We start from the raw sequence: 24,145 nt of genomic DNA, 5'->3' as shown, positions 1-24,145 counted from the left end.
GTAGACCGCAGCCGCACACCATCAGTCGCCGCCGCGCCCGCCATCGTCTCTACCTCCCGCCGCAGCGAATCCGCTTGATTTCCTTTGCCTTTCGAGTGATCCATCAGCGAGACGACCGCCCCGAAAATCGTTACCACCCGCAAACAGTCGGCGATCAAAGAACTGCCGCGCCCCTGCGGGGCTTGTCACCCAACAACCACTGCCACACACGGCGACGCCACTACCGACCCAGACCAACATTTAAGGAGTGCGTAACCAAAATGTCACCCCGGACAGCTGCACGACCTCCTCCCGGCGCAGCCCGGCCACCCGGCGGCGCGAATCGGTCGCAATGCCAACGGATCCGGGATCGACCCGGGACCGCCGCGTGCGCAGGAAGTCGCTGAGCTCGTCCATTCCTCCAGTATTGCCGCGGCTTCGCGAGGTGAGGGTGGTCCTGTCGATACCAGGAAGTCCGGTCCGATGGAAGAAGCGCCCCTGAACGGCGGCCGATTCGCTGGCGAAGATCGAACACATCCCGATCCGAAGGAGCAGCACATGCGGACGCTCATAGTCCACGCCCACCCCGAACCGCGGTCACTCAACGGCGTGCTCAAGGACATCGCGGTGACCACTTTGCGCGCCGCAGGGCACGAGGTGCAGGTCAGCGACCTGTATGCGATGCGATGGAAGCCGATGGTCGATGCCGACGATTTCGGGACGGCGAGCGATCCACTGCGGGTCGCCGCGGACTCGGGTCGCGCATACGACACCGGCACACTCAGCGCCGATATCGCTGCCGAGCAGGAAAAGCTGCGCTGGGCCGATACCGTGATCTTCCAATTCCCGCTGTGGTGGTACTCGATGCCCGCAATCCTCAAGGGTTGGGTGGACCGGGTCTTCACCTACCATTTCGCCTACGGCGTAGGCGAACACAGCACCACCCGCTATGGCGACCGCTACGGCGAGGGCACCCTCGCGGGCAAGCGGGCCATGCTGTCCGTGACGATCGGCGGCCGCGAACCGAGCTACACCGATCGCGGCATCAACGGCCCCATCGACGACCTGCTCTTCCCGATCCAGCACGGCATCCTCTACTACCCCGGCATGGATGTGCTGCCGCCTTTCGTTACCTATGGCGCGCATTGCCTTTCGCCGGAAGACTTCACCGACACCGCCAAGGCATGGGAGCAGCGCCTGCTCTCGATCGAACAAACCGCCCCCATCGCCTACCGCCCCCAGAACGGCGGCGACTACGAACTTCCCGCCCTGCGCCTGCGCGAAGGCCTGGAAGCCAAGGGCCGCACCGGATTCGGACTACACATTCGGGCCTGATCGGACGATCCGAAATGGATCGCGCCGAGATCGGCCAGGGCCGTGGCGATCTCGCTCGCACGTGCGCTCGGCCTGATCGGCGTCGATACTGGTTTGGGTCGGTAACTTCCCGAGCGGCCCGCTTTCGCATCGACACCGGGTGAGTGGCGATTGCGGCTGTGTCAAGTGACTGAGAATCGCTGTGGCGATATCGATTCCGAGCGCGCAGGCCTCGACGACGGGGGCGGCGTCGCTGGCCGCGCTGGCGACCTCGATGTTGAAGGAGCCGCCGATCGCCGCCGCGACGGTCCAGCCCGCCCCTGCGTTCGGCAGGGACTCGCGGATCTGGACGGCTCGATGTTCCGCGACGGTGATCGGTGCCGCGCCGGGGCAGGCGGCAGCGGTGTCGGACTGGGGGAGCGATGGTCCTGCGCACGTTTTGTCACGCCACGCACCTATTCGCGGGCGAAAAGGTGCGTGGCGTGCGAATCGGTGCGCGGGGTCAGATGTTGACGCCGGTGAGTTCGTTGGGGGTCGTCGGGAGCGTGGTGGTTGCGGCGATCGTGCTGGTGGCCAGGTCGATGCGGTGTACCTTATTAGTGGTTGGGTCGGAGACGTAGATGTTGTTGTCGCGTGCGAAGATCGCCGGTCGCGGCTTCTGCCACTTCAGTGGCTCCTCCCAGGTGCCGGTGACCGGGATGGTGCGCGTGACGGTTCCCGTCACCGGGTCGATGACGTGCACATGGCCGTCGGTGCCGAGCACCAATGCCTCGCCCTGTGGGCCGCGGGCCAGGGAGCGGAAGGTGTAGCTGGTGCCGATGTCGACCAGCCGCAGGCTGCCGGTGCGGGTGTCGATCAGCGAAATCTGTTGTGGCCGTTCGATTTCAGCGTCTTTGTCCTGCTTGTAGTCGCCGAGCGCGATCGGCGAGGCAGCACTGCCTGCCTGGTTGCCGATGCGACCGTACGGGGTCGGGCTGGTCACCTTGGTGATGGTGCCGTTGCGGTAGATGAGCGCACCGGTCTCGCAGCCGATGACGACCGCTTCGCCCTGGGCGACGGATTCGCCGTGCACGCCGGGGCAGTCCTCGTTGCGGGCGATCTCCTTGCGGTTCTTGTCCAGCACCGCGATGCCGGTGCGCTTTTTCTCGGTGCCAAGGGTGACGACCAGTTCTCCGGTGGACGTTTGGATCGCCACTCCGTGATGCGGGGTCGGTGTCTTGTACACCTCGGACTGCGGCTTGCCGTCGGCCAGCTGCCGCGGATCGATGATGGTGACATCGCCTGTGCCGTCGGCGAATAGGACGGTTGCTCCAGCATGTGGCACCACATGGCCTGGTTTACTCGCGGGGAAGGTGATGTCGGTCAGTTCGCCGTGGACGGCGTCGAGGACCTGGAAGCCGTCCTTGGTCGACACCATGACGTGGTGGTCGTTGCCTACCGGGCTGAGGCGGTTGAAGCCGTCGAGCTTCAGCTCGGCCGCCACGGCGAGGGATTTTCCGTCCAGCAGGTAGATGCCGCCGTCATAGGTGATCGCGACGGGATCGGCGATTGCCGGGTGGCTCTCGTTTGTCCCGCAACCGGTGAGTGCGATGACCGAAGCCAATAGTCCGGATAGGGCCGCCGATTGCGCGCCGCGTGCTCGTAATCGCATGTGTTACTCCATTTCTCGTGTTCGATCAAGGCGCCGTCAGGCCGCGCACAACGGCCTCGGTATTGGCGCGCATCATGTCCAGGTAGGTGGCCGCACCGCCGCCCGGCGCGGTGAGCGATTCCGAGTACAGGGCGATGACCTGTACGTGCACGCCGACCTGTTCGGCGAGGACGCGGGCGAGGCGGTCTGGTTGGGAGGAGTCGGCGAAGATGGCGGGAACGCGTGCGGCTCGGATGGTTTCGGCCAGTTCCGCCAGATCCGAGGCACTCGGTGAGGCGAGGGTCGTGCCGCCGGGGATGACTGCGCCGATCACTTCGAACCCGAAACGCTGTGCCAGATAGCCGAATACGTGATGGTTGGTGACCAGCTTCCGCCGCGCTGGCGCAATGGTGCTGAACCGCTCGGTCATCCAGTGGTCGAGTTGGTCCAACTCGGCCAGGTAGCGCGCGGTGTTGGCGCGCACCGCATCCACGTCGATCCCGTCGATTTTCATCACCCGATTGCTGATCTCGGCCACCGCGCGGCGCACCCGCGCCGGATCGGTCCAGAAGTGCGGATCCGGGGTCTCGGTGCCCCGATAGCGGATCGGATCCACCTGTTCGCCGACCGAAATCGACACCACCCCACGCTGTTCGGCGGCGCCGACATGGCGCTGCACGCCCTCCTCGAGTCCGAGCCCGTTGTGCACCAGCAGGGCGGCGCGTTCGATTCGGGCCGCGGTCTGCGCGGAGATCGCGAACTGGTGCGGATCGGCATTTGGTGGCATCAGCACCGTCACCGCGGCCGTGTCGCCGATAATGGCGCGAGTGAGGTCACCGAGAATGTTTGTGGTGACCACGATTTCGCGGCCGTCGGTGCGCTGAACCGCGCAGGCCGGTATCAGGGCCGTCAGGAGAAGGGCCACACAGATCCGGATCGTGGTCCTCATCGGCCCGTCTCCACCATGTGCACGGGTGCGATATCGAGCGCGAATGTGCGTGCGCGCCGGAGTTTGTCGCGGTAGTCGATCTCGTGCACGACGCGGGCGGCGGCGTCATTGACGTAGGCGCGTCCGGTGTCGATCTGGATCACCGGCGGTGGCGCGCCGTCCGGCATCGGCGCGGCGAGCACTTGCACCTGTGCGGTCTGCGCACCGGTGCTGATGTCGTGGCTGTACAGCATGCCGTCGCGGGTGAGGGTGAGCAGAGCGCTGCCTTCGCCCGCCGTATTGGTCGCGACTATCGGCCCGGTCGGCACCAATCGCCAGGTCCGTGCTCGGATGTCGAGCACCCAAACGCCGTGTTCGCCAGCCTTCGCGACGAGGGGGGTACTGCCGGGTCGGTGGGCGAACTCGATGGCGCGTTCGCTGTCCGGAACCTGTTGCGGATAGCTGATTTTCGCTGCGCTGAATTGTTGATCGGCTACCGTCACCACCAAAGCGCCGTCGGCGCAGCCGAATACGACACCGCGCCTGGTCACCGCGGATCCGCGCGGCGATGGGCATGCCTCGGCGAGCGGTGCTGACACATTGCCCGCATGGTCGCGGATCTCGGCCCGCCCATCGCTGGTCACAACGGCGAGGTGTTCGGCGTAGGGAACCGCGATACTGTCGGCGAGCACGCCGAGTTCGGTGATTCGGCCCGTGTCGAGTGCGGTCCGGTCCAGCAGTACCGTACCGGTATCGGTCACGACCGCTGCCGTGGCCGGATCGCTGTGCACCGCGAAAAGTCCACCGCGCCCGACGGTTCCGACTTCGCGGATCGCCGCCCGGTAGTAGTGCATATGGTCACCGTGGTCGACCGTCCACGCGCCGCCATCGATGACTCGCACCCCATCCTCGGTGTGGAGATAGGCGAATCGGTCATCGCCTCGAATCCCCGCCACCGTGGCCGACCGTCCGGCGTCGGTGACGTGTTCATCGATGAGATCGATGACCCGGATCGCGCCCTCGGCATCGGCCACAACCACCCGCGTCTGCGGTGCGTCGGTCTCTTCAGCGCCTGCCACAAACCCGTGGGGTGTTGCCTCGGTGTAGGTGGAATCGCTTGTGTCCGAACCGCATCCGGCCAGCGGCAGCACGGTGATCAGCACTGCCAGGGTGCTCATGACCGAGCCGGATATCCGCATTCCGGATATCCGCATTCGATCACGCAGCCACGTGGCCGCGGCCGATGCGAAGAACACCGCGACCGCGACGGCGACAATGGTCGCGCCCGCCGCCGTACCCGCATGCCAGGACACCAGCAACCCGGTCACGGTCGCGAACCCACCGAACAGCGCCGCCAGCAGCATGATCACCGGAATGCGCGCGGCCCAGCACATTGCCGCCGCGGGTGGCGCGATGAGCAGCCCGAACACCAGCAGGGTGCCGACAACGTGGAAGGACGCGACGATCGCCACTGTCAGCAGGCCCAGCAACGCCGCCCGCGCCCACCGCGGCCGGAGCCCGAGCGTATGCGCGGTGCGCGGATCGAAGGCCAGTGCGACGAAGGCGCGATGCCCGAGCACCGAAACCGCCGTGGCGACCGTCAAGGCGGCGGCGAGATAGCCGAGGTCCCGGTTTCGGATCGCCAGGATGTCACCGAACAGGAATCCGGTCACGTCGACCGCGAAGGACTGTGAGCGCGACACGATGATCACTCCCGCGGCCAGCATCCCCACGAATACCAGCCCGATCCCGGTGTCCGCGGTGAAGCGCGGATTCCGTTGCAGCGCAGTAATTCCCAGTGCCATCGCCACGGCGCTACCGGCGGCGCCCACTAGCAGGTTGCCCCCGAGCAGCGACGCCACCGCAACGCCGGGGAGCATGCCGTGCGCCATTGCGTCCCCCAGGAATGCCATCCCGCGCACCACGACCCAGGTTCCGGCCAGCGCACAGATGCCGGAGACCAGTAGTCCGCCCCACATCGCGCTCTGCACGAACGAAACCTCGAATGGGGCAAATAGGACAGCCATGGTGCGCTACCTTAGATGGAAATGATTTTCAATACAAGTAAGATGAGAAGGTGTGCAGGCGAATGACCCCGGCAGTTCGAATCGACGCACTATCCGCTGGCTACCCTTCACGGACTGTGCTGCACGACATCACCACCGACATCCCGGCCGCGCGGATGACGGCGATCGTGGGTGCCAATGGATCCGGAAAGTCCACGCTGCTGAGCGTGCTCGCCGGTGTGTTGACTCCGTCGTCGGGAACGGTTCAGCGGGTGGGTGCACGGCGCCCCGCGCTGGTCGTACAACACAGCGCGGTCCCCGCTACCCTGCCGATCACCGTCCGCGAGACCGTCGCCATGGGTCGCTGGGCCCACCGCGGACCTTGGCGCCGCCTCACCCGCACCGACACCGAGATCGTGCACGACTGCATGGCCCGCCTCGGCATCACCGACCTGGCCGGACGTCGCCTCACCACCCTGTCCGGCGGTCAGCGCCAGCGCGCCCTCCTGGCCCAGGCCCTCGCCCAAGAATCCGATCTACTACTGCTCGACGAACCGACCACCGGCCTGGATACCCAAGCCCAACAACAGATTTCCCAAGTCCTGTACGAAATCCGCGCCGACGGCGTCACGGTGGTCCTGGCCACGCACGATCGCAATGAAGCCCTACGCGCCGACAACTGCCTCCTGCTACGTGACGGCCACCTGATAACCGCAGGAGACCCGATCACCGTGTTACAAGACCAGATATCCCCCACCGCAGTCTCCTGACGACCTCCGGACACCGGATCAACCGCGGCGACCTTTGCATCGTGCTTTCGGAGTGGACGTACGGCAAAACTGCGCGATCCCGTCAACGGCCAACTCGCCGGGCGCCAAGACATCGTCCACCGGTACTGGTACACCGCCTCAACGACCACCTCGGCCAGGTGCCGCGCTTCTGGCATTGTGCTTGCGCAACGCCGAGTTCGATCGACGTCGGCGACTCGATGCCCTGGTGACGCGACGCAACGTCGGACTGTCGCACCATGTACTCGACGAAGTACCGGCCTGGATACCCAAGCCCAACAACAGATCTCCCAATCCTGCACGAAATCCGCGTTGACGGCGGCACCGTCGTCCTGGCCACCCGCTCGCAACGGAGCCCCTACGTGGTGCGGACAGCTGCGTCCTACTACGCGACGGCTACCCGGCGACTCAACCGCCGTGTTACAAGGTGCTGTCCGTCGGGTATGGGTTGGTGAATGCGCCGGCGTGCGCGGCGAGCGTGGCGCTGGCGGCTGCGTGGTGGGGGAGGTGCGGGTCGGGTGGCGTGCGTAGCAGTACCAACTGGTGGTAGAGCGGTGCGGTAGCGGCGATCAGGAGGGCGCGCGCATCGGTGTGCGGTGGGAGTTCGCCGCGTTGGATCGCTCGCTGGATGATGATCTCGGACTGGATGTATCGGTCCTCCCACAAGCGGTGCAGGGCTTGGGCGGTCTCCTCGGATCGGAAGGACACCGCGATCAGTGCCACCGCGATCGAGGGCTCCTCGATCAACGAATCCTGGATCTCCTGGTTGAGCGCCGTCAGGTCGCCTCGTAGGGAACCGGTGTCGCGGGGGTGCCAGTCCAGGTCGCCCGCCGCGGTGAAGAGATCGGTGATCAGGCCGCCGAGGTCGCGCCAGCGGCGATACACCGTGGCACGGTGCACGCCCGCGCGGGCCGCGACCGTGTCCATGGTGAGTGTGTCGTAACCGTGTTCGATCAATTCGGCACGGACCGCGTCGAGAACCTGGGCGCGGATGCGGGCGGTCCGGCCGCCCGGCCGGGGCTGCGGTACCGGGCGCGGTTCATCGCCCTGTGGAGGTGGGGAGCTCATCGTCGATATTCCGGTTGCTCGATGGGACAGGCTGTGGCAGCATCCTAATGCAACAGTTGTCGCACTAGTGAGGTTTGCCGATGTTCTTCCGAGGTGTTCACCCGACCCTGCGGTCCGCGATGGCCGCGTCGTACTCGAACGCTTCGGAGTGTGCATATGCCTACCCAGATCGCCGCGCTCGCGGTCAGCAAATCCTTTTCCGGTAGAACGGTTCTCGATACGGTGACGTGTGCGCTCACCGCGGGTGAGCGCACCGGGATCGTCGGTGAGAACGGGTCCGGCAAGACCACCCTGCTGCGCCTGCTCGCCGGGCGTGAGCAGCCCGACCAGGGTGAGATCGTCGTCCACGCCGACGGGGGCGTCGGGTATCTCGCCCAGGACGAACGGCTCGCACCGCACCTGACGGTCCAGCAGGTCGTCGACCGGAGGCTGGGCGAATTGCGCGCGATCGAACGGCGGATGCGCTGCCTCGAGACCGCCATGGCCGTGGGCGACGAGTCGGCGATGGCCGAATACGGCGAGTTGGCAACGGTTTTCGAACTGCGCGGCGGTTACGACGCCGATGCCCGGGTCGAACGTGCCTTGCACGGCTTGGGTTTGGGACTGGTCGACCGTGAGCGTACGGTCGGTGGTTTATCCGGCGGCGAGCAGGTCCGGTTGCGCCTGGCTGCCGTGCTGGCGGCGGGCACCGAGGTGCTGTTGCTGGACGAGCCGACCAACCATCTGTCTCCCGGTTTGGTCGAGGAGTTGGAGACCGCCTTGGACGAATACGAGGGTGCGCTCGTGGTGGTCAGCCACGACCGTCGGCTGCGGGCGCGCTGGCGCGGCGATCACCTCGACATGCGGGCCCTGGCGCCGGCCGAGATTGCCTGACATTCGTCGAATCACCAACTCACCGAAGGAGTTTCGTATGCCTGATACGTCTGCGCTCGTACCCGTGGATCCGACCGTGGTCCACCCGATGCCCGGCCAGCCGCGGGTAGTGTTGCTGAAGCCGTCGGTCACCTCGCCGCTGATCGAGGTCGGGGAGTTCACCTATTACGACGACCCCGACGACGCGACCGCGTTCGAGACCCGCAACGTGCTCTACCACTACGGACCGGAAAAACTGATCATCGGGAAGTTCTGCGCCCTGGCCACCGGAGTCGAGTTCATCATGAACGGCGCCAACCACCGTATGGACGGCCCTTCGACCTTCCCGTTTCCCGCCATGGGCGGCTCGTGGTCGGCGCACTTCGATCTGCTCACCGGCTTGCCGAATCGCGGTGACACCATGGTCGGCAACGACGTGTGGATCGGCCGCGGCGCGACGGTGATGCCCGGCGTGCGGATAGGCAACGGAGCGATCATCGCCTCCGGTGCCGTGGTCACCCAGGACGTTCCCGATTACGGCATTGTCGGGGGCAATCCGGCCCGGCTCATCCGCACTCGCTACAACGACCGGGACACCGCCCGGCTGCTGGCGGTCGCCTGGTGGGATTGGCCTCTGGAGCACATCACCGAACACGTTCGGACGATCATGTGCGGCAGCATCGCCGATCTCGAGGCGGCCGCCCCGAACGCCATGTGACACACGCAGGGAAGTCCCCGCCGCCCAGCCGTTCCGGAAGCGCCCTGTGCCGCTTCGCCTCAGCCCAGAAACGAGTGATGCTCCGTGCCTCGTCACCGTGCCCACATCGCGATGATCGGCATCCCGATCGTCAGCCACGTCCTGCCCAGCCTCGAGATCATCCGCGAGTTGGTGACCCGTGGTCATCGTGTGACCTACGCCAACGACCCGGCCGTCGCCGACCTGATCACCGCCGCCGGCGCCGAGTTCGTTCCCTGTGCCTCGCTGCTACCGGTGGCCGACAACAACTGGCCCGACGAGCCCATCGCCGTGCAGAATCTGTTCCTGGACAACGCCGTTCAGGCATACCCGCAGTTATGCGACGTCTACGACGGCGACCGTGCGGACCTGTACCTGTACGACATCGGCGCCTACGCCGCGCGTGCCCTCGCCGAAACGCAGGAGCGCGCCCTGCTGCAACTGTCTCCGACGTTCGTGGCCTGGAAGAGCTACGCACAGGACATCGCAGGACACCTACGGGGACTGCCGGGCGCCGACGCCTACCGGGCAAGGTTCGCGCAGTGGCTCCGCGACTGCGGCGCGTCCACCACCGACGTCGACTCCTTCTCTGGCCGGCCAGACCATGCCCTGGCGCTGATTCCCCGAGCAATGCAACCGTACGCCGACCAAGTCGACACCGGCACAGTCACATTCGTCGGCCCGTGCTTCGATACCCGCAAGGAGGCGCAGAGATGGGTCAGGCCCGCGGATGCGGAAAAGGTCCTGCTGATCTCCTTGGGTTCGGCATACACGCGCCAACCGGAGTTCTACCGCCGATGCCTGGCGGCGTTCGGCGACCTGCCGGGCTGGCATGTCGTGCTCCAGATCGGGAAGCACACCGACCTAAAGGAACTCGGCGCTGTCCCGCCCAATGTCGAAGTGCATTCCTGGGTCCCGCAGCGGGCGATCCTGGAACAGGCGGACGCGTTCGTCACTCACGCCGGTATGGGCGGCTGCGGTGAAGGACTGCTGGCGGCGGTCCCGATGATCGCCGTGCCCCAGGGCGTCGAACAGTTCATGAACGCGGACCGGCTCGTCGAACTGGGTGTGGCCCGGCGCATCGACACCCAGGATGCCACCGCGGAGAACCTGCGGGCGGCCTTGGACGACCTCGTCCACGATACCGAAGTAGCTTGCCGCTCGGCGCAACTCCGTGCCGACACCCGAGCCGAGGGCGGCACCCATCGAGCCGCCGACCTCATAGAGAACATGCTGGACCGAGTCCTACCCGCCACAGACCAGGGTGAGAGGTTGGCATGATCCCGCAACCCCGAGCACGATAAGAGATTCCGCGAAGAGAGCCCCGACACGGCCCGAAGTGCCAGCATGTGCGGCGCCGGGATCGAGTCCCGCCGGATAGCGGGATACGACTCGACCGTCGACAGTCGAGGCAACGACGACACTCTTCTGCCATTCGCGGTGTGACCACCCGGGCGCAGACCCCGTTCCGCAATGTCTGTCGGTTGCGGGCGGCGATGCTGCGGCGGACGCTGTTTACCGGTACGTCGTGGTTGCGAATGCTGTTGCGCTGGTTCACGGCTCGGTGTAGGGCTCGCACCCGCTGTGGCGGGCCAGTACCCGGGTACCCGGTCCGGATGCCGCGCCAGGTCCGGGCAGTGCCGTCACATTCGCTACATGCACCGGTTCCCCGCACGCCGAGCAGCAGACCTGCGGCGTGAACGCCTGCCCGCACTCCTGGTGCACCAGCCGCACCGGCGGGCCGCCCGGCGGCGTCGCCCACTTGTCACCCCAGGCCATCAGCGCCATCAACACCGGCACGAGTTCGAGACCGGCCTCGGTGAGGTGGTACTCGTGCCGCAGCGGGCGCTCCTGATAGGCCCGGCGTTCCACGATGCCGTCGGCGGCCAGCGCCTTGAACCGGCTGGTGAGCAGATTGCGGGAGATGCCGAGGTTCTCGGCGATGTCGTCGAACCGGTGCAAGCCGAGGTATATGTCCCGCACGATCAGCGGAGTCCACCATTCCCCGACGCGTTCCAAGGACTGCCCGATCGAGCAGTGCATCTCCGCGAAGCTGGTCCGTTGCATGCCCCCAGTCTAGAGGGTTGATCCATTGAACTCACCTGGTGTACGGTCATCGCCGTAAGTTCAATGAAAGGACTAACTAATGCCGTTCGTAGAGTTGTTCGTGCCCAAGGACTCGCTCGACCAAGAGCGCCGGGAGAAGATCGGCGGCCAATTGGTATCGGAGGTGATGCTCGCGGAGGGCGCACCGGACACCGAGGCGGCCCGGGCCATCTCGTGGCTGGTGGTGAACGAGATCGACGCCTGGTTCGTGGGCGGCCGGCAACTGCCCGCTGGCGAGAAGCCGAAATATGTGGTGCGGGTGGGGGTCCCAGCCGGCTCGATGAACGATGACAAGCGTCGCGACATCGTGCAACGAGTCACCCGGGTACTCGCCGACGCCGACGAGGATCCGGCGCGTTTCACTCAGGCCGCCACCGCGTGGGTACACATCGACGAGATCCCGGAGGGCAACTGGGGAACCGGTGGGGAGATCGTGCGCATCGAGGACATCGTCGCCCTCGTGTCCGCAGGCTAGGGTCGCATCAGGCAACGTTTGCCTTGTCGACCACGGTTCGTAGCCGCGGGTCGTCGGTGTCCGGCCACCCGAGTGCCACCCCGATCCGATCGGGCACGCCATCGGCATCACCGTCGGTGTGGGCGCCGCCGCGCTGATCATCTACGACCCGGCTACGACCGGTAACGCAGCGGCCACGGTATGCGACTTTTGCACCCTCGAAACGGTGTGTGAATCGACGGCCTGCTTCAGCTGGCGGGAAGCGGAGCATGAGGCCGACCCGGATCAGCTGGCGGCCCAAAGCCTTTCCGGCGCACAAATTCCACGGCCGAGTGGATATCGGTGGTCATCGGCTTCTCGCACAGCACCGGTCTGCCGTGCTCCGGACAGGCGTGCAGCCGCTCGGGATGGATTCGTCCGGCGCGGCGAGCACCACTCAGCTGTGCTGATAGCCGCGAGCGCGTCGTCGACAACGTGGGCGCCGGGCGCCTCGGCGGGCCGGGTGGGGGAGTAGTCGATCCGGTGAATACCTGTGCGCTTCAGTGGAATCGGATGGACTGGATACCGCAGCCACCCAGGTAGCTCCGGGTGCGCTTGGCGATCGGGAGCGGAACACTGGGCGCGCATGGGTACAGGTCCTGCTCGACGATCGCGAAGATGTCCACATTCAGGTCTTGGATCCGCGCCAGCAGGGGCGGCATTTCCGGAATGCCGTGCGGCGGTTCGATCATCGCGCCGAGCTTGACGGCCTCGCCGAACGGCAGGTCCTCGGCCTCCACCTTCGCGATCACCGCCGGGTCCACCTGCTTGAGGTGCAGGTATCCGATGCGATCCGGATGTGCCTGGATGATGGCGAGATTGTCACCGCCGCAATAGGCGATATGGCCGGTATCCAGGCAGAGGTTGACGTATTCGGGGTCGGTGTCGGACAGGAACCGAAAGACCTCGTCCTGAGTGCCGACGTGGCTGTCCGCGTGCGGGTGATACTGCAGCCGCACACCGTATTCCTCGAATATGGCCTTGCCGAGCCGATCGACTTCGCTGGTCTTCTGCCGCCACGCGTCGCGGCTCAACTCGCGGTCCTCCAGCACCGCGCCGGTCGACGGATCGCGCCACATCTCCGGGATCACCACCACATGGCGGCCCCCGACGGCGGCGGTCAGCGCCGCGACATCGGCGACCTGGTCCCAGACGGCGTTCCAGGAATCGGGCTGATGCAGGTGTTCGAAAACCGTGCCCGCCGATAACGACAGCCCGCGGGCCCCCAGTGCGTCACGCAACTCGTTGGGGTCGGTCGGCAGATATCCATAGGGCCCCAGTTCGATCCACTGGTATCCGGCGGCGGCCACCTCATCGAGGAACCGGGTGGCACCGACCTGATCGGGGTCGTTCGGGAACCAGACGCCCCAGGAGTCGGGTGCGGACCCGACCCGGATGACCGATGCATGCGCACCCGTTGCCTTGCCATCGCCCGTTGTCGAATCGCCGCGCGATGCTGTGCTCATTCCAGATCCCTTTCGGTGTGGGTCGGTCGGGTGAACGGACGCCGGAGCTGTGTGGTCGATCGGGCTCACCGTCGAGTCTCTTTCGCGCTCAGGGGAAGTCGCGGATCGATCGCCATATCCGCCCAGGTGCCGCGCACCCACGTCTGCGCCGGATCGTCGCTGATCCGCCAGGCCCGCTCCGGTCCGGGGCCGGCCATGATGTTCAGGTAGTACATGTGATAGCCGGGGGCGGCAATGGACGGTCCGTGGTAACCGTGCGGCACCAGCACCACATCGCCGTCCCGGACCTCCTCGAGCACATCGATCGGCCGCTCGGGGGTCCCGTACACGCGGTGGTAGCCGAAGCCGGGCGAATCGTCCGCGCCACGGGCGAATTCGAAGTAGTAGATCTCCTCGAGCGGGGTCTCGGTATCGGAGAGCTCATCGTGTTTGTGCGCCGGATACGACGACCAGTTGCCGCCGGGCGTGATCACCTCGCACGCGATGATCGAATCGGCTTCGAATGTGTCCGCCGTCGCGAAATTGTGCACTTGGCGGCTGCAGTTGCCCGCACCGCGCAACTCGACGTCCACATCGGCGGCGGGCACATGGCGGAAGGGCAGCTGCCGCTGCGCGCGGGCGCCACCGAGCGCGAATCGTCCACCGCCGGTACTGGTTACGGTGTAGGAGCTGTCCCGCCCGATATAGGCGAAGTCGGTCGGACCGTCGAAAACACTTGTGCGCCCGGCCAATTCGCACGACTCCCCAGCACTGGCCACGGAGCACGAACCGGATAGCGGCACCACGACGATCTCGTCGGATCGACTGTGGGTGCGATGCGACTGACCCGGCTCGAGCTCGATGACGTGCAGGCTGGCGTGATCCCACCCGGCCGCCTCCTGGGTGAGCGCCACCGTATACGGCGCGCGATAGGTGCGGGCAGCGGGCACGTAATGCTTGGTGTGCATCGCGATCACCGCACCAGCGATACGGCCGTATCGACCGCGCCCGTGACATCGTCATCGGGCGGATACAGCAGCGCGCGACCCACGATCAAGCCCCGAACACCAGGCAGCGCAAGGGCTTTCGCCCAACGCGCGTAGGTTTCGTCCGGGGCGGTCTGCGGATCGCCGCCGAGCAACAGGATGGGCAGGGTGGTGGCATCCATGACACGCTCCATTTCCGCGACGACAGGTAGCTTCAACCAGGTGTAGGCCGAGGTGGAGCCCAATCCTTGAGCCAGATGCACGCTCTTGATGACCGCATCCGGTGACAGATCGTTGACCACCTTGGTTCCCGGCCCGTCGGGCCGGTGCGATATGAACGGTTCGAGCACCGCGGCCAGACCGAGCGCGGCGAGTTCATCGATGGCGGTGGCGCTCGCGGTCATCATCGACAGGGTGCCCGGATCGCTGAGATCGAACCGGTTGAGCATCTTGGCGCCGTTGAGTCCGGCCGCGGCGGTCGCCCGCGCGGTATATCCGGTCATCCGGTCGTCGAGCTCGAAATCCGCGCCCGCGATACCACCGCGGTTCATGGAGCTGAAGACGACCTTGTCTTCGAGCGCGCCGAGCAGCAGCAGATCCTCGATGATGTCCGCGGTGCCGAGTACCCCGTCCACACCGGGGCGGGCCAATGCCGTGACCAGCCGGTCCAGCAGTTCCTTGCGGCTGTTCATGGCGTAGGGGTTGCCGGACGCCGACAGCGCGCCGCGCGCCGGATGGTCGGCGGCGATGATCATCAACCGGCCGTCACCGCGCACCAGCCCGCGACGGGCCCGCGTGGCGAAGGCCCTGGCGATGGCGCCGGGATCGGCCGCACGCAATTCGGTCAGCTCGGCATAGGACCGCACGACCGCGGTCGGCGGTGCCAGTGTGGCTTCGGGTTCGCCCGTCAACGATTTGCCGCGCGAGGCTACCTTCATTTCTCGGCCTTTCCGGTCAGTGCCGGCGCGACGAGATCGTCGATTTCGGTGCTGGTCGGCATGGCAGTGGAGCATTCGAGCCGCCCGGCCACAATGGCCCCGGCGGCATTGGCGCGGCGCAGGATGGTCTCCAGATCCCAGCCGGCCAGCAGGCCGTGACACAGGCTGCCGCCGAACGCATCGCCCGCGCCGAGGCCATTGACTACTTCGACGGTGGCCGGTGGCACCACCACCGATTCGTGGCGGGTCTTGCCGAGCACACCGTCCGGGCCCTGTTTGATGATGGCCAGTTCGACACCCAGATCTAATAGCGCGTCAGCGGCGCGGTGCGGATCGGTCTCGCCGACGGCGATGCGACACTCTTCGCGATTGCCGACGGCCACCGTCACCTGGGGTAGAGCGGCGCGCACCTGTGCGCGGGCCTGGTCCTCGTCGGCCCAGAACATCGGCCGATAGTCCAGATCGAGTACGGTCAGCGGTCGCCGTTCCCGGATCGACCAGGCATCGAAATGTGCTGTGCGAGAGGGCTCTTGGGACAAGCCGGTGACAGTCGACCAATAGACGCCCGCACCGCGGATGATGTCGGGATCCAGTTGGCCGCCGGTGATCTGCAAGTCCGGTGCACTGGGTTCACGGTAGAAGTACAGCGGGAAATCGTCCGGCGGGAAGATCTCGCAGAAGGTCACCGGTGTCGGCAGCCGATCGCTGGTCTGCACGAAGGCATCCGAAACGCCGAGCCGGACCAGTTCGCGCCGCACGTACTGGCCGAACGGATCGGCGCCGACGCCGGACCACAGCGCCGTGCGCCGACCGAGTCGCGCCGCCGCAACAGCGACATTGGCGGCGCTGCCACCGAGGAACTTGCCGAAGGTATCGACATCTTCCAGCCCAACACCGGATTGGAGCGGATAGATGTCGACGCCGACCCGACCGGTCGACACGACCTCGAATTGAGCGTTCACAGGCTGACTCCAGATTGGTCCCAGGGGCGGGCAGTGCCGCATATCCAGACTGTGCGCCCGCCATACCCTCTTGTCAAGACTTTGTCAGGACATACTGACTTACTGACATATGTAAGCGGGACCGCACGCAGTGATTTACCCTGGAAGAAATGGCGCTCACCTGCGCCCGCTCGCCCCCAGGAGCCCCACGATGCCAGCGCCGTTGGATGTCGCGATCGACCGCACGAGCCCGGTTCCGCTGTATTTCCAACTGGCGCAAGGCATCGAGAAGGCGATCCTGGAAGGTCGGCTTGCCCAGGGGGATCGCCTCGAGAACGAGCTCGACCTGGCCAGACGGCTCAATCTGTCGCGGCCGACCGCGCGGCAGGCGATCCAGGCGCTGGTCGACAAGGGGCTGTTACTGCGCAGGCGTGGGGTGGGCACCCAAGTGGTACAGAATCAGGTGCATCGCCCGGTCGAATTGACCAGTCTGTACGACGATCTGCTCACCGCGGGCCAGGAACCGACCACCGAATTGCTCGACTACCAGCTCGGCGCTCCGGATCCCGATATCGCCAAGGAACTCGGTGTGTCCGAGGACGCCCGCTTCGTGACCTTCCGCAGGCTGCGCCGGGCCGGAAGTGAGCCGCTGGCCATCATGACCAATTACGTGCCCGCCGAATTCGCACCCGGACCCGACCAGCTCGAACTGCACGGATTCTATGAATGCCTGCGGGCCAAGGGAATTCACATCGCCCTCGCGCGGCAGCGGATCGGTGCGCGCAGTGCCACCCGGGCCGAGGCGCAGCTGCTCGACGAGCGCACGAACGCGCCACTGCTGACCATGCAGCGGGTCGCCTTCGATGATTCCGGGCGTCCGATCGAAATGGGCAGGCATGTATACCGCGCCTCGCGGCATTTCTTCGACACCACGGTGCTGAGTCGCTGATCCGCCGAAACAACGGATCTGTCCAGCCCCGTTAGCAGCTGATTTGTCCGAACATGTGGACATTATCTGTCAGGCCATTTCAGCTTCGACCGCACCGCTGTGAGAGCTGTATGACACCGGAGACGCGAAGGCAAACGCGGACCGGCGCGCCAGTGCGGGCCCGCATGAGGAAGGCCCCGGCATGACCTTCGGAACCATAATTCCCAACAGTGGAAAGTGGACCGGCTGGTATCGACGCATAAACTCTGCGAATATGACGATGGCAATGGATGCTTCGTGGCGGAACTGGCTACAGGAAAATCTCGCACGGGGTTGTTCTGTCGAATCGGTAGTCGAATCGATGATCAGGGGTGGTTTCGACAAGGATGCGGCCGCGACGGCGGTGCGCGCTTTTCTGGCGGGTGAGATTCCGGACTCCTCGCGCTACGAGTACGATACGTGTCCCGTTTCGCCCGATCGAGTTATTCACGCTCACGACCGCGTGATCTACTCGGTGTTGCGGGTGGAACAGCCGCAGCTGATTCAGTTCGGCAATGTGCTCTCTGCCGAGGAATGTGATCAGGTGATCGAGTTGTCCGAAGGTAAATTGCAACGGTCCACCATCATCGACCCCGATACCGGGCATCCGGAGATAATCAGGAATCGCTCCAGCGAAGGCACGTATTTTCAGTTGTCCGAAACCCCGTTGATCGACCGGCTCGATCGACGGATCTCCGCCCTGATGAACTGGCCATTGGAAAATGGTGAGGGGCTGCAAATTCTGCGGTACGGGGTCGGGGGCGAGTACCGTCCCCATTTCGATTATTTTCCGCCGGACCAACCCGGCCATGCCGCTCATATCGCTCGCGGCGGCCAGCGGACGGCGACTCTCGTGATCTACCTCAATGACGTCGAAGGCGGCGGTGACACTGTCTTTCCTGAGGCAGGTATTTCGATTTCCCCGCGCAAAGGCCATGCAGTCTATTTCCGATACTTCAATAACCTCGGACAGCTCGACCCACGGACAAAGCACGCTGGAGCACCGGTCCTCGCCGGCGAAAAATGGATCATGACCAAGTGGATGCGCCGCTACCGCCGCGCGGGTTGAGGTGTGGCTCGCGGGGACCAACTCGTGGACTTGTGCCCCAGCGCAGACACGTCAGCGTCGAGCCTCTCCAGGCCGCGCCGCCCCCGCAGCAACGGTGGCCTCGAAAATCTGATCCCCGGTCCATGTGGCGGTGATGAGCCAGTCGGTGTCACTGTCGGTTATTCCGTCGGACCGTCGCGGCGTAGGACTGCCACGGCTCAGGAAGCGGGTCGCCGGCCGCGGCGGCGGTGCGAACCCTCTATCTACGCATGGTCGAATGTCGTTGTACGACAAGTCTTCTCATCGATCGATATTGGGTGCCAGACCTGTTGGGGCACAAGGTCATTGTGACGTCGGATTGTTCTGCAATACCGCGATCATGTACGCGGCAACACCGACACCCCAAATCCAATAAAGCCCGTGTCGTGTGCACCCTCGCAGCGTAGTTCTCGCTACGTCGTCCTCGACCGCGTCCGCACCGCTCTCATCGCCCAGGGTGCTCCACTGGACAAATGATCACGTGGAAAACATGGCGGCATCGCCCGAGCCGCCGCCATCAGTTCCACCTGATCATGATCGTCCGATTTCGGCTAGTCCGGGGGCGGCGGTCCGCGCTGCCTCGGTGTCCGACGATTTCTCCAACACATGAGCCTTCAGTCGCCGCGAAGCGGTACGAGCGCTGAGGATTGGGGCGGCTTCAGCGAATGCAACGAACTGCGGATTCGCGGGGACTATGTCTCCGGCGGAACATCCTCGGCGTGGATGCGTTCGAGAGGGAGCACATCGACACTGGGCCCGGTCGCCAGATGCTCGAATTGAGCAGGTGTCATTCGTCCCGTGAACTGGCCCATCACTGGAGTCAGGGAGTCATCGTTGCGTCGCCGCGCGGCGTGCACCCAACGGTGATCCTCATCGAGCAACCACAGATGCCCGATCGCATCTCTGTAGAAGCCGGGCTCGTCCGGTAATGCCATCAGTCAACGATTCCCGCGTAGTTCGCCAGTGCGCGCAGCTTGTCGCTGGCCCGCCGCTCCTGTTCGGCGGTGGTCTTGATGGCGATCTTCACTGCCCGACTCTTCTGGAAGTACTCAGGTGCGGATTCCCGCGCGTTTTGAAGCGCTTCGACGGCACGGTCGGGATTGCCCGCCGACAGTTCTGTCCGTGCCCGGTCGAGCCAGAAGTGCGCCCTCCGCTCGCGCGGATAGCTATCGGGCAGCGTTGTAGCATCGGCGATCTCGATTGCCTTGCCGATTCGTCCGAGGTCGACAGCGGCCGACAATTCGAACAGCCGGACGTTGGTCGGGCCGACGATCGTGCCGTATGCCTGACGGTCGCCGACCCGTTCTCCGAGCGCGTGCGCTTCAGCGAAGTGGGTGTCGGTGGTGTCCGCATCGTTCGCAGTAGCGGCTAGGCCCGCGCGCCGCATGTGCAATGCACACAACACGGCCGCACCCGCCTCTTCGTCTGCGAGTGGCTCGACTTCGGCAATCGCCTGATCGGTGAGCTGCACGGCCTGCCGGGTGGCACCGACCCGCGCCAACGCCGCCGACTTGACGTACTGGGTTGTCGCCAGCAGCAGCGGGTCGTCGGTACGCGACGCGGCCCACACCATTCGCTCGGTCGCCAACATGCTCAGGTCGAGGTGGCCCATCTTGTGGCTCAATGTGTTTCCTGCGCGGAATGCGGTGACGAGGAGTTCGTAGGCCGGTGCCCCATCCCGTGTGCCCGCGACCAAGAGCTGATCGACGACGTCGGGCAGTACCTCGGCGATCTTGCCGTAGGCGGCAGCGTGCCGCCATTGCCCGATCTGTTCCACCAAGGGGCGCAGCCGGTCCAGCGGTTCAGGTTCGACATCGGGTAGGAAGTCGACGGCGGCAAGAACCTGCCGCACGGTGGGCACGATGCGATCGAGCTGGTCGTATTCGCTCTCGACTCCGTACAGGATCGAGACATCGACTCCGAGGGCGTTGGCCACGCTGCCCAGCCATACCGCAGTTGGTGACTTGCGGCCATTCTCGACATGGGCGAGGTAGTCGCGCCCGACATTAGCGAGAGTGGCGAGCTGATGTTGGGTCAGGCCGCGCTGCTTGCGGATCCGCGCGATGTTCCCACCGACGGAGTCACTGTCCTTCATGCCGATCACCGTAGCACTCGAATAGAGCACAAACAGAGCACATTCAGGTCTTCACCAGGGCTTAACGTCAGGTTTGCGTCCCAGCCTGGGTAATACCTGCCTCTCCGGCGGGGACGCACTCCAACACGGAACAACGTACCCGGGGGTATCACTCAATGTCCGCTGAACTCATCACAGCCATGGTTGTCGCCGCCGCGGTGATCTTCTTCCTGTGGCTCATCTTCTACGGCTTGCCCCGCGTACTCGGCGCCGATGCCGTCCCCGACGGCGCGATCCCGGCAACCGACATCCTCGAGCGCGTCGCCAGCGAAACCTCGCGTATCCACCCCGCACCGCCCGGCGGGTACACCGTCGAAGAGGCTGGCTACGTCCTCCAAGAACACCTCGAGTGCAGCCGCGAGATCTGCGACGCCAAGAACATCGCCTACTGGATCCGCGCCGACGCCGGGAAGCTCCAGCCCACCCGGGAAGCCGTCCGATGAGCGGTCTGATCGAATTCAGCGACGGCACATTCGGTTTCGTCGGTGATGATGGATGGGTCGAGGAATTCGACGCCATCGAGGTGCCCGTCTCCGAGCCGGAAACCACCCCCGCGCTCGGGGCGGTGTCCATCGACATCGACGCCGCCTCCGTCATCGACACCGAACTGCCGCAGCGGACTCCGCTCATCGGTCCGCGAACTCCAGTGGATCTGCCGGTCGAACTTGTCGAACGCATCGCGGACGCAGTCCGCGAGTGGGCGGATCCGGCGGTGCCCGCAGAGTCGTCCTGTTGCCGGGGCGTCGAGTCCCCCGGCAGCGGGCGCACCAACTATGAGGAGGCCTGATGCATCGAGAAAGATTGCGGACCAGTACAACCCAGGACAGCCGCAAGGTCGCGGTGTGGCAATTGGTCGGGAACTCCACGCGGATCCTGCGGGTGCAGTTCATTTCCGAATCGTTCACCGCGTATCGCCTGCCCGCGCGCACACCGCTGCTGGGAGTTCAACCGGGAACGGTTGTGTTCGAGCCATACCCCGATCTGGCCGCCGCTCGAGAGTTACTCCCCAAACACGGCGATCTGTGGGACACGCTTCGAGACGACTACTGGGCCGCGCTAGTGAACATGACCGACCGGCCGAATCCATTGGATGCGTAGGGAAAACCGTTGAACGCCTGGCAATCACCGCCGCCGTACTTTCGGGGCTGGCAATCCAAGCGACATGGAAGTTCACTGGTTCCGCATCCTGTACAACAGGATCCGGCCCCGCCGGGCATTCGCCGATCGGACACCGACAGCGGTCTACACCGGTCAGTGACCAGCACAGACTGCTCGATAAGCGACAGAATAGGGCATTCGGCTGCGAGACGGCGGGTCCGCGGGAAATTCAGATACCGACTACAAGCGGGTGCGCTTGGAGTTATGCATGGGGGACCTGCGCAGGGCACGGATTATCCTCGGAACGGAGAGCCCCGAGGCGAGGGCGATCAGTGGCACGATGGCGCGGCTCCACTGGTTGCCGATCGGGTGGTATCGGGCTGTGCCGTCGCGGATCTCGATGTAGCCCAGGGAGCGTACGTCGGCGCCTCCTCCTTCGGCTCCGTCGCTGGACCCGGTTCGGCCGAATCCGAACCGCGCCTGTGCTACGGGAATGACGGTGATACCACCGGCGGTGACGGGTTCACCGAAAGCTGCTGCTGCGCACGCTCGTTCACCCAGGCTGTCCACCCCTTGCCGAGGCAAGTCCGCGGAGATCGCTGTGGTACTGGCCTTGTCGATGATGCTGGACGAGAGATCAGGCTCCCGTGATGTCCCCATGGCCGCGAACCTCTCCAACCGTTACTGTCCCTCATCAAAGGGTAACCGGCGGCTGTGCCCGAGCCACACCGATCACGCGCTCAGCGGCACAAGAGTGCATCGACCGATCGGGGGATAGTCAGCGTTCGGTTCGGGCGATCGCCAAGAGGTGTGCGCTGGCGTTGATCAGCAGCGGGTCCTGTTCCAGCAGTCGCGCGCAGTGCAGTGCGGCTGTCACGAGCGGCTCGAAGCTGTGTTGCCCGGCGTAATCGAGTGTGGGCCAGGCCGGACCTTCGATGCCGTAGATCTCGACGTTGCCGAATCCGGTTGCCTCGAGTTCGGTGCGCAGCTCGTCGGCGGTATGGCAGTGGGTTCGCATGAAACCGGCGTGGCCGTCGTAGTCGCCCGTGGCGATCACCTTGCGCACCGACGTTATCAGCGTGTCGTCGAGGACGCCGTTGGTGCCGGTCTCGAGGACGGTCACGTAACGACTCATCGCGGCGGCGATCAGGATGCCACCGGGACGCAGCACCCGTCTCGCCTCCGCCAATGCCGTTGCCCGATCAGCGGATTCGGTGAGGTGGTAGAGGGGGCCGAGCATCACGGCGACGTCGATACTGTTGTCGGCCGCGGGCAGTCGCCGTGCATCGCCCACCTCCGCCGTCACCCGGGGCAGCGTTGCCGCCATCCGGACATGCTCGAGCACCGGATCGATGACGTGCACCACGTGGCCGTCACCGATCAGCCATTCGGCGTGCACGCTGGTCCCGCCACCGACGTCGAGCACCGTCATCGGCGCTGTCAGGACGCGTCGGATCAGTTCCTGTGTGCGAAGGAATTCCAGACGGCCATGTGGAGACCTGCTGAGACGGTCATTCTCCGAGGCGTCGGCGTAATGCTGCGCAAGATCGGAAGCCATACCGCATGCTGGCCCCGCACTGCCCGCGGCGGCAACGGAATATCCGCCATCCGGCTGGGAATCACCCCATTCGCAGCTCTTGGGCTCGTGTTGTGGTGGTGGTGCTGAGACTGATGTTCCAACCCGGACGCGCTGCTGGTGCTGCTGCTCATGGTCGCGGCCGGCGGATGCCCACGCCCACCAGCTTCGCACCCGCTGTTCGAATTGGTCGATGACAGTTTCGCCGGGCCAACGTCGGGCGTGCGCACGATGTCTGGCGTGTTCTGCTGGCCGTCCCATCGGGACGGTCCGAACCGCGCCGGTCGTGGGAGTAGCGAATGCTCTGGGCCGCTGTCGGTCTCGCCGCCAGCGGCGCAAAGCTTTTCTCGGATCGCGGCTGGCGAATTATGCGTTGCCGGTGCAGACCACTTCGCTGATCCCGGTCTGCGACATGTCCGCGGAACCGACATTGGCCAGCATCGCCAACGGGTAGTACTCGGCGAGGCTGGCGTAGGCGCCGCGCAGCGCGGTCGCCCGGTCCCGGCCCGCGCCGGTGCCCACCGCGGTGGCGGTGCCTGCCGCGTCGTCGCTGTAGACGAGCGCACCGCAGCCGTCCGACCACGTCACCATGACGACGCAGTCGGAGGCACCGTCCGAACTGCAGTTGGCCAAGGCCGCGTCTATCGCCTCATCGGGGCTCATCGCATCGACGGCGGTGCCGTAGATCCAGTCCTCGGCACTGAATGCGATCGCACCATGGAGACTGGCCGCATTCGCCGGACCGGCACCGATCGCCGCCCCGGCCGCAAGACCCACCGCGGCGACCGCGACGACGGCCTTACCTGTGAACTTCATCAAACACTTTCCTCTGTGAACACCTGCAGACACAAACTTGACGAATCATCGCCGATCACTGTCTGATTCGCTCGATCAACCTGGAGAATCACATTCCCCCGCCGCTAGCTATCGCCATGAACCGCCGACCGTCCCGTTGCCCGTCACCCTTGGCGTTGCTACCGCCTCAGTCGGGTAGGCAGTGGCGGTTGCCGGTCGAACCGTCGCTGAGCAGCGGATTCGTGCCGGTTGTCGAAAAGTGCCGAGCGGCTGTTGAC

General features: G+C 65.3%; 25 protein-coding genes. 11 read left to right on the top strand and 14 right to left on the bottom strand.

Annotated elements, in window-relative coordinates; genetic code table 11:
* Positions 1-240: 240 nt before the first annotated feature.
* On the bottom strand, positions 241-396 hold the full coding sequence (locus tag AB0J29_RS24770) for a hypothetical protein (RefSeq protein ID WP_364790693.1): 156 nt from the start codon (positions 394-396) through the stop codon (positions 241-243).
* A 141-nt stretch (positions 397-537) separates the two neighbouring features.
* Between AB0J29_RS24770 and AB0J29_RS24765 the strand changes: the two genes are divergently transcribed.
* Positions 538-1,314, top strand: a complete 777-nt coding sequence (locus AB0J29_RS24765) for an NAD(P)H-dependent oxidoreductase (RefSeq protein WP_364790690.1) — start codon at positions 538-540, stop codon at positions 1,312-1,314.
* Between the two features lie 481 nt (positions 1,315-1,795).
* Here the strand turns inward: AB0J29_RS24765 and aztD are convergent, their stop codons facing one another.
* Genes aztD through aztB form a run of 3 tightly spaced genes read right to left on the bottom strand, consistent with a single transcriptional unit; the run spans position 1,796 to position 5,878 of the window.
* Positions 1,796-2,944 carry a zinc metallochaperone AztD gene (gene aztD / locus AB0J29_RS24760; protein WP_364790687.1) on the bottom strand — a complete coding sequence of 383 codons (1,149 nt, stop codon included), beginning with the start codon at positions 2,942-2,944 and terminating at the stop codon, positions 1,796-1,798.
* 25 nt (positions 2,945-2,969) lie between these two features.
* Positions 2,970-3,872 (bottom strand): zinc ABC transporter substrate-binding protein AztC, encoded by a 903-nt coding sequence (gene aztC / locus AB0J29_RS24755; protein ID WP_364790684.1) that lies wholly within the window; start codon positions 3,870-3,872, stop codon positions 2,970-2,972.
* A complete protein-coding gene (gene aztB, locus AB0J29_RS24750) occupies positions 3,869-5,878 on the bottom strand; it encodes a zinc ABC transporter permease AztB (RefSeq protein WP_364790681.1) in 2,010 nt (669 codons plus the stop codon). Before aztB ends, aztC begins: the two co-directional genes overlap by 4 nt.
* Positions 5,879-5,940: 62 nt before the next feature.
* On the opposite strand from aztB, the gene aztA reads away from it, so the two are divergent.
* A complete protein-coding gene (gene aztA, locus AB0J29_RS24745) occupies positions 5,941-6,627 on the top strand; it encodes a zinc ABC transporter ATP-binding protein AztA (RefSeq protein WP_364790678.1) in 687 nt (228 codons plus the stop codon).
* 438 nt (positions 6,628-7,065) lie between these two features.
* Here the strand turns inward: aztA and AB0J29_RS24740 are convergent, their stop codons facing one another.
* Complete coding sequence (locus AB0J29_RS24740; RefSeq protein ID WP_364790675.1) at positions 7,066-7,713, bottom strand: TetR/AcrR family transcriptional regulator; 648 nt, start codon at positions 7,711-7,713, stop codon at positions 7,066-7,068.
* Positions 7,714-7,869: 156 nt separating this feature from the next.
* On the opposite strand from AB0J29_RS24740, the gene AB0J29_RS24735 reads away from it, so the two are divergent.
* The 3 genes from AB0J29_RS24735 (at position 7,870) to AB0J29_RS24725 (ending at position 10,582) form a co-directional block, all read left to right on the top strand.
* On the top strand, positions 7,870-8,586 hold the full coding sequence (locus tag AB0J29_RS24735) for an ATP-binding cassette domain-containing protein (RefSeq protein ID WP_364790672.1): 717 nt from the start codon (positions 7,870-7,872) through the stop codon (positions 8,584-8,586).
* Positions 8,587-8,623: 37 nt separating this feature from the next.
* Complete coding sequence (locus AB0J29_RS24730) at positions 8,624-9,283, top strand: CatB-related O-acetyltransferase (protein ID WP_364790669.1); 660 nt, start codon at positions 8,624-8,626, stop codon at positions 9,281-9,283.
* An 84-nt stretch (positions 9,284-9,367) separates the two neighbouring features.
* Positions 9,368-10,582 (top strand): macrolide family glycosyltransferase, encoded by a 1,215-nt coding sequence (locus AB0J29_RS24725; RefSeq protein ID WP_364790665.1) that lies wholly within the window; start codon positions 9,368-9,370, stop codon positions 10,580-10,582.
* A gap of 273 nt (positions 10,583-10,855) precedes the next feature.
* Here the strand turns inward: AB0J29_RS24725 and AB0J29_RS24720 are convergent, their stop codons facing one another.
* Complete coding sequence (locus AB0J29_RS24720) at positions 10,856-11,368, bottom strand: helix-turn-helix domain-containing protein (protein WP_364790662.1); 513 nt, start codon at positions 11,366-11,368, stop codon at positions 10,856-10,858.
* A 79-nt stretch (positions 11,369-11,447) separates the two neighbouring features.
* Between AB0J29_RS24720 and AB0J29_RS24715 the strand changes: the two genes are divergently transcribed.
* Positions 11,448-11,882 (top strand): tautomerase family protein, encoded by a 435-nt coding sequence (locus tag AB0J29_RS24715; RefSeq protein ID WP_364790659.1) that lies wholly within the window; start codon positions 11,448-11,450, stop codon positions 11,880-11,882.
* Between the two features lie 518 nt (positions 11,883-12,400).
* Here the strand turns inward: AB0J29_RS24715 and AB0J29_RS24710 are convergent.
* From AB0J29_RS24710 to iolC, 4 genes are all read right to left on the bottom strand, one after another.
* Positions 12,401-13,366 (bottom strand): sugar phosphate isomerase/epimerase, encoded by a 966-nt coding sequence (locus tag AB0J29_RS24710; RefSeq protein WP_364790656.1) that lies wholly within the window; start codon positions 13,364-13,366, stop codon positions 12,401-12,403.
* Between the two features lie 65 nt (positions 13,367-13,431).
* A complete protein-coding gene (gene iolB / locus AB0J29_RS24705) occupies positions 13,432-14,313 on the bottom strand; it encodes a 5-deoxy-glucuronate isomerase (RefSeq protein WP_364790653.1) in 882 nt (293 codons plus the stop codon).
* Between the two features lie 5 nt (positions 14,314-14,318).
* Positions 14,319-15,269 carry an aldolase gene (locus tag AB0J29_RS24700; protein ID WP_364790650.1) on the bottom strand — a complete coding sequence of 317 codons (951 nt, stop codon included), beginning with the start codon at positions 15,267-15,269 and terminating at the stop codon, positions 14,319-14,321.
* Complete coding sequence (gene iolC / locus AB0J29_RS24695) at positions 15,266-16,231, bottom strand: 5-dehydro-2-deoxygluconokinase (protein ID WP_364790647.1); 966 nt, start codon at positions 16,229-16,231, stop codon at positions 15,266-15,268. Before iolC ends, AB0J29_RS24700 begins: the two co-directional genes overlap by 4 nt.
* Positions 16,232-16,421: 190 nt before the next feature.
* Between iolC and AB0J29_RS24690 the strand changes: the two genes are divergently transcribed.
* A complete protein-coding gene (locus tag AB0J29_RS24690) occupies positions 16,422-17,159 on the top strand; it encodes a GntR family transcriptional regulator (protein ID WP_364790644.1) in 738 nt (245 codons plus the stop codon).
* 253 nt (positions 17,160-17,412) lie between these two features.
* Positions 17,413-18,246: a 2OG-Fe(II) oxygenase gene (locus AB0J29_RS24685; protein ID WP_364790641.1), complete on the top strand. Its 834-nt coding sequence runs from the start codon at positions 17,413-17,415 to the stop codon at positions 18,244-18,246.
* 710 nt (positions 18,247-18,956) lie between these two features.
* Here the strand turns inward: AB0J29_RS24685 and AB0J29_RS24680 are convergent.
* Positions 18,957-19,199 (bottom strand): hypothetical protein, encoded by a 243-nt coding sequence (locus tag AB0J29_RS24680; protein ID WP_364790638.1) that lies wholly within the window; start codon positions 19,197-19,199, stop codon positions 18,957-18,959.
* Positions 19,199-20,359 carry a helix-turn-helix transcriptional regulator gene (locus AB0J29_RS24675; protein WP_364790635.1) on the bottom strand — a complete coding sequence of 387 codons (1,161 nt, stop codon included), beginning with the start codon at positions 20,357-20,359 and terminating at the stop codon, positions 19,199-19,201. Before AB0J29_RS24675 ends, AB0J29_RS24680 begins: the two co-directional genes overlap by 1 nt.
* A gap of 155 nt (positions 20,360-20,514) precedes the next feature.
* Between AB0J29_RS24675 and AB0J29_RS24670 the strand changes: the two genes are divergently transcribed.
* Genes AB0J29_RS24670 through AB0J29_RS24660 form a run of 3 tightly spaced genes read left to right on the top strand, consistent with a single transcriptional unit; the run spans position 20,515 to position 21,496 of the window.
* Entirely contained in the window at positions 20,515-20,841 is a 327-nt protein-coding gene (locus AB0J29_RS24670; RefSeq protein WP_364790632.1) for a hypothetical protein, read from the top strand.
* Positions 20,838-21,185, top strand: coding sequence for a hypothetical protein (locus tag AB0J29_RS24665; RefSeq protein WP_364790629.1), 348 nt, complete (start codon positions 20,838-20,840; stop codon positions 21,183-21,185). Before AB0J29_RS24670 ends, AB0J29_RS24665 begins: the two co-directional genes overlap by 4 nt.
* Positions 21,185-21,496 (top strand): hypothetical protein, encoded by a 312-nt coding sequence (locus AB0J29_RS24660; RefSeq protein ID WP_364790626.1) that lies wholly within the window; start codon positions 21,185-21,187, stop codon positions 21,494-21,496. The genes AB0J29_RS24665 and AB0J29_RS24660 overlap by 1 nt, the downstream gene beginning before the upstream one ends.
* Before the next feature lie 778 nt (positions 21,497-22,274).
* Here the strand turns inward: AB0J29_RS24660 and AB0J29_RS24655 are convergent.
* On the bottom strand, positions 22,275-23,054 hold the full coding sequence (locus AB0J29_RS24655) for a class I SAM-dependent methyltransferase (RefSeq protein WP_364790622.1): 780 nt from the start codon (positions 23,052-23,054) through the stop codon (positions 22,275-22,277).
* Positions 23,055-23,438: 384 nt separating this feature from the next.
* Entirely contained in the window at positions 23,439-23,888 is a 450-nt protein-coding gene (locus tag AB0J29_RS24650; RefSeq protein WP_364790619.1) for a DUF4189 domain-containing protein, read from the bottom strand.
* Between the last annotated feature and the right edge of the window lie 257 nt (positions 23,889-24,145).

Source organism: Nocardia sp. NPDC049707, from assembly GCF_040674855.1.
In the GTDB taxonomy this organism is placed as follows: Bacteria; Actinomycetota; Actinomycetes; order Mycobacteriales; family Mycobacteriaceae; genus Nocardia.
The sequence above is the reverse complement of the archived record's forward strand: the minus strand, read 5'-3'. Positions and strand labels throughout refer to the sequence as shown.

Coding starts and splice junctions, on each gene's coding strand:
- AB0J29_RS24730 (WP_364790669.1), top strand. CDS start 8,624: ATGCCTGATACGTCTGCGCTCGTACCCGTGGATCCGACCGTGGTCCAC.
- AB0J29_RS24660 (WP_364790626.1), top strand. CDS start 21,185: ATGCATCGAGAAAGATTGCGGACCAGTACAACCCAGGACAGCCGCAAG.
- AB0J29_RS24735 (WP_364790672.1), top strand. CDS start 7,870: ATGCCTACCCAGATCGCCGCGCTCGCGGTCAGCAAATCCTTTTCCGGT.
- AB0J29_RS24655 (WP_364790622.1), bottom strand. CDS start 23,054: ATGGCTTCCGATCTTGCGCAGCATTACGCCGACGCCTCGGAGAATGAC.
- AB0J29_RS24685 (WP_364790641.1), top strand. CDS start 17,413: ATGACGATGGCAATGGATGCTTCGTGGCGGAACTGGCTACAGGAAAAT.
- AB0J29_RS24740 (WP_364790675.1), bottom strand. CDS start 7,713: ATGAGCTCCCCACCTCCACAGGGCGATGAACCGCGCCCGGTACCGCAG.
- AB0J29_RS24650 (WP_364790619.1), bottom strand. CDS start 23,888: ATGAAGTTCACAGGTAAGGCCGTCGTCGCGGTCGCCGCGGTGGGTCTT.
- AB0J29_RS24715 (WP_364790659.1), top strand. CDS start 11,448: ATGCCGTTCGTAGAGTTGTTCGTGCCCAAGGACTCGCTCGACCAAGAG.
- aztC (WP_364790684.1), bottom strand. CDS start 3,872: ATGAGGACCACGATCCGGATCTGTGTGGCCCTTCTCCTGACGGCCCTG.
- AB0J29_RS24700 (WP_364790650.1), bottom strand. CDS start 15,269: ATGAAGGTAGCCTCGCGCGGCAAATCGTTGACGGGCGAACCCGAAGCC.
- aztB (WP_364790681.1), bottom strand. CDS start 5,878: ATGGCTGTCCTATTTGCCCCATTCGAGGTTTCGTTCGTGCAGAGCGCG.
- AB0J29_RS24710 (WP_364790656.1), bottom strand. CDS start 13,366: ATGAGCACAGCATCGCGCGGCGATTCGACAACGGGCGATGGCAAGGCA.
- AB0J29_RS24720 (WP_364790662.1), bottom strand. CDS start 11,368: ATGCAACGGACCAGCTTCGCGGAGATGCACTGCTCGATCGGGCAGTCC.
- AB0J29_RS24680 (WP_364790638.1), bottom strand. CDS start 19,199: ATGGCATTACCGGACGAGCCCGGCTTCTACAGAGATGCGATCGGGCAT.
- AB0J29_RS24675 (WP_364790635.1), bottom strand. CDS start 20,359: ATGAAGGACAGTGACTCCGTCGGTGGGAACATCGCGCGGATCCGCAAG.
- AB0J29_RS24665 (WP_364790629.1), top strand. CDS start 20,838: ATGAGCGGTCTGATCGAATTCAGCGACGGCACATTCGGTTTCGTCGGT.
- aztA (WP_364790678.1), top strand. CDS start 5,941: ATGACCCCGGCAGTTCGAATCGACGCACTATCCGCTGGCTACCCTTCA.
- AB0J29_RS24770 (WP_364790693.1), bottom strand. CDS start 396: ATGGACGAGCTCAGCGACTTCCTGCGCACGCGGCGGTCCCGGGTCGAT.
- aztD (WP_364790687.1), bottom strand. CDS start 2,944: ATGCGATTACGAGCACGCGGCGCGCAATCGGCGGCCCTATCCGGACTA.
- AB0J29_RS24690 (WP_364790644.1), top strand. CDS start 16,422: ATGCCAGCGCCGTTGGATGTCGCGATCGACCGCACGAGCCCGGTTCCG.
- iolB (WP_364790653.1), bottom strand. CDS start 14,313: ATGCACACCAAGCATTACGTGCCCGCTGCCCGCACCTATCGCGCGCCG.
- AB0J29_RS24670 (WP_364790632.1), top strand. CDS start 20,515: ATGTCCGCTGAACTCATCACAGCCATGGTTGTCGCCGCCGCGGTGATC.
- AB0J29_RS24765 (WP_364790690.1), top strand. CDS start 538: ATGCGGACGCTCATAGTCCACGCCCACCCCGAACCGCGGTCACTCAAC.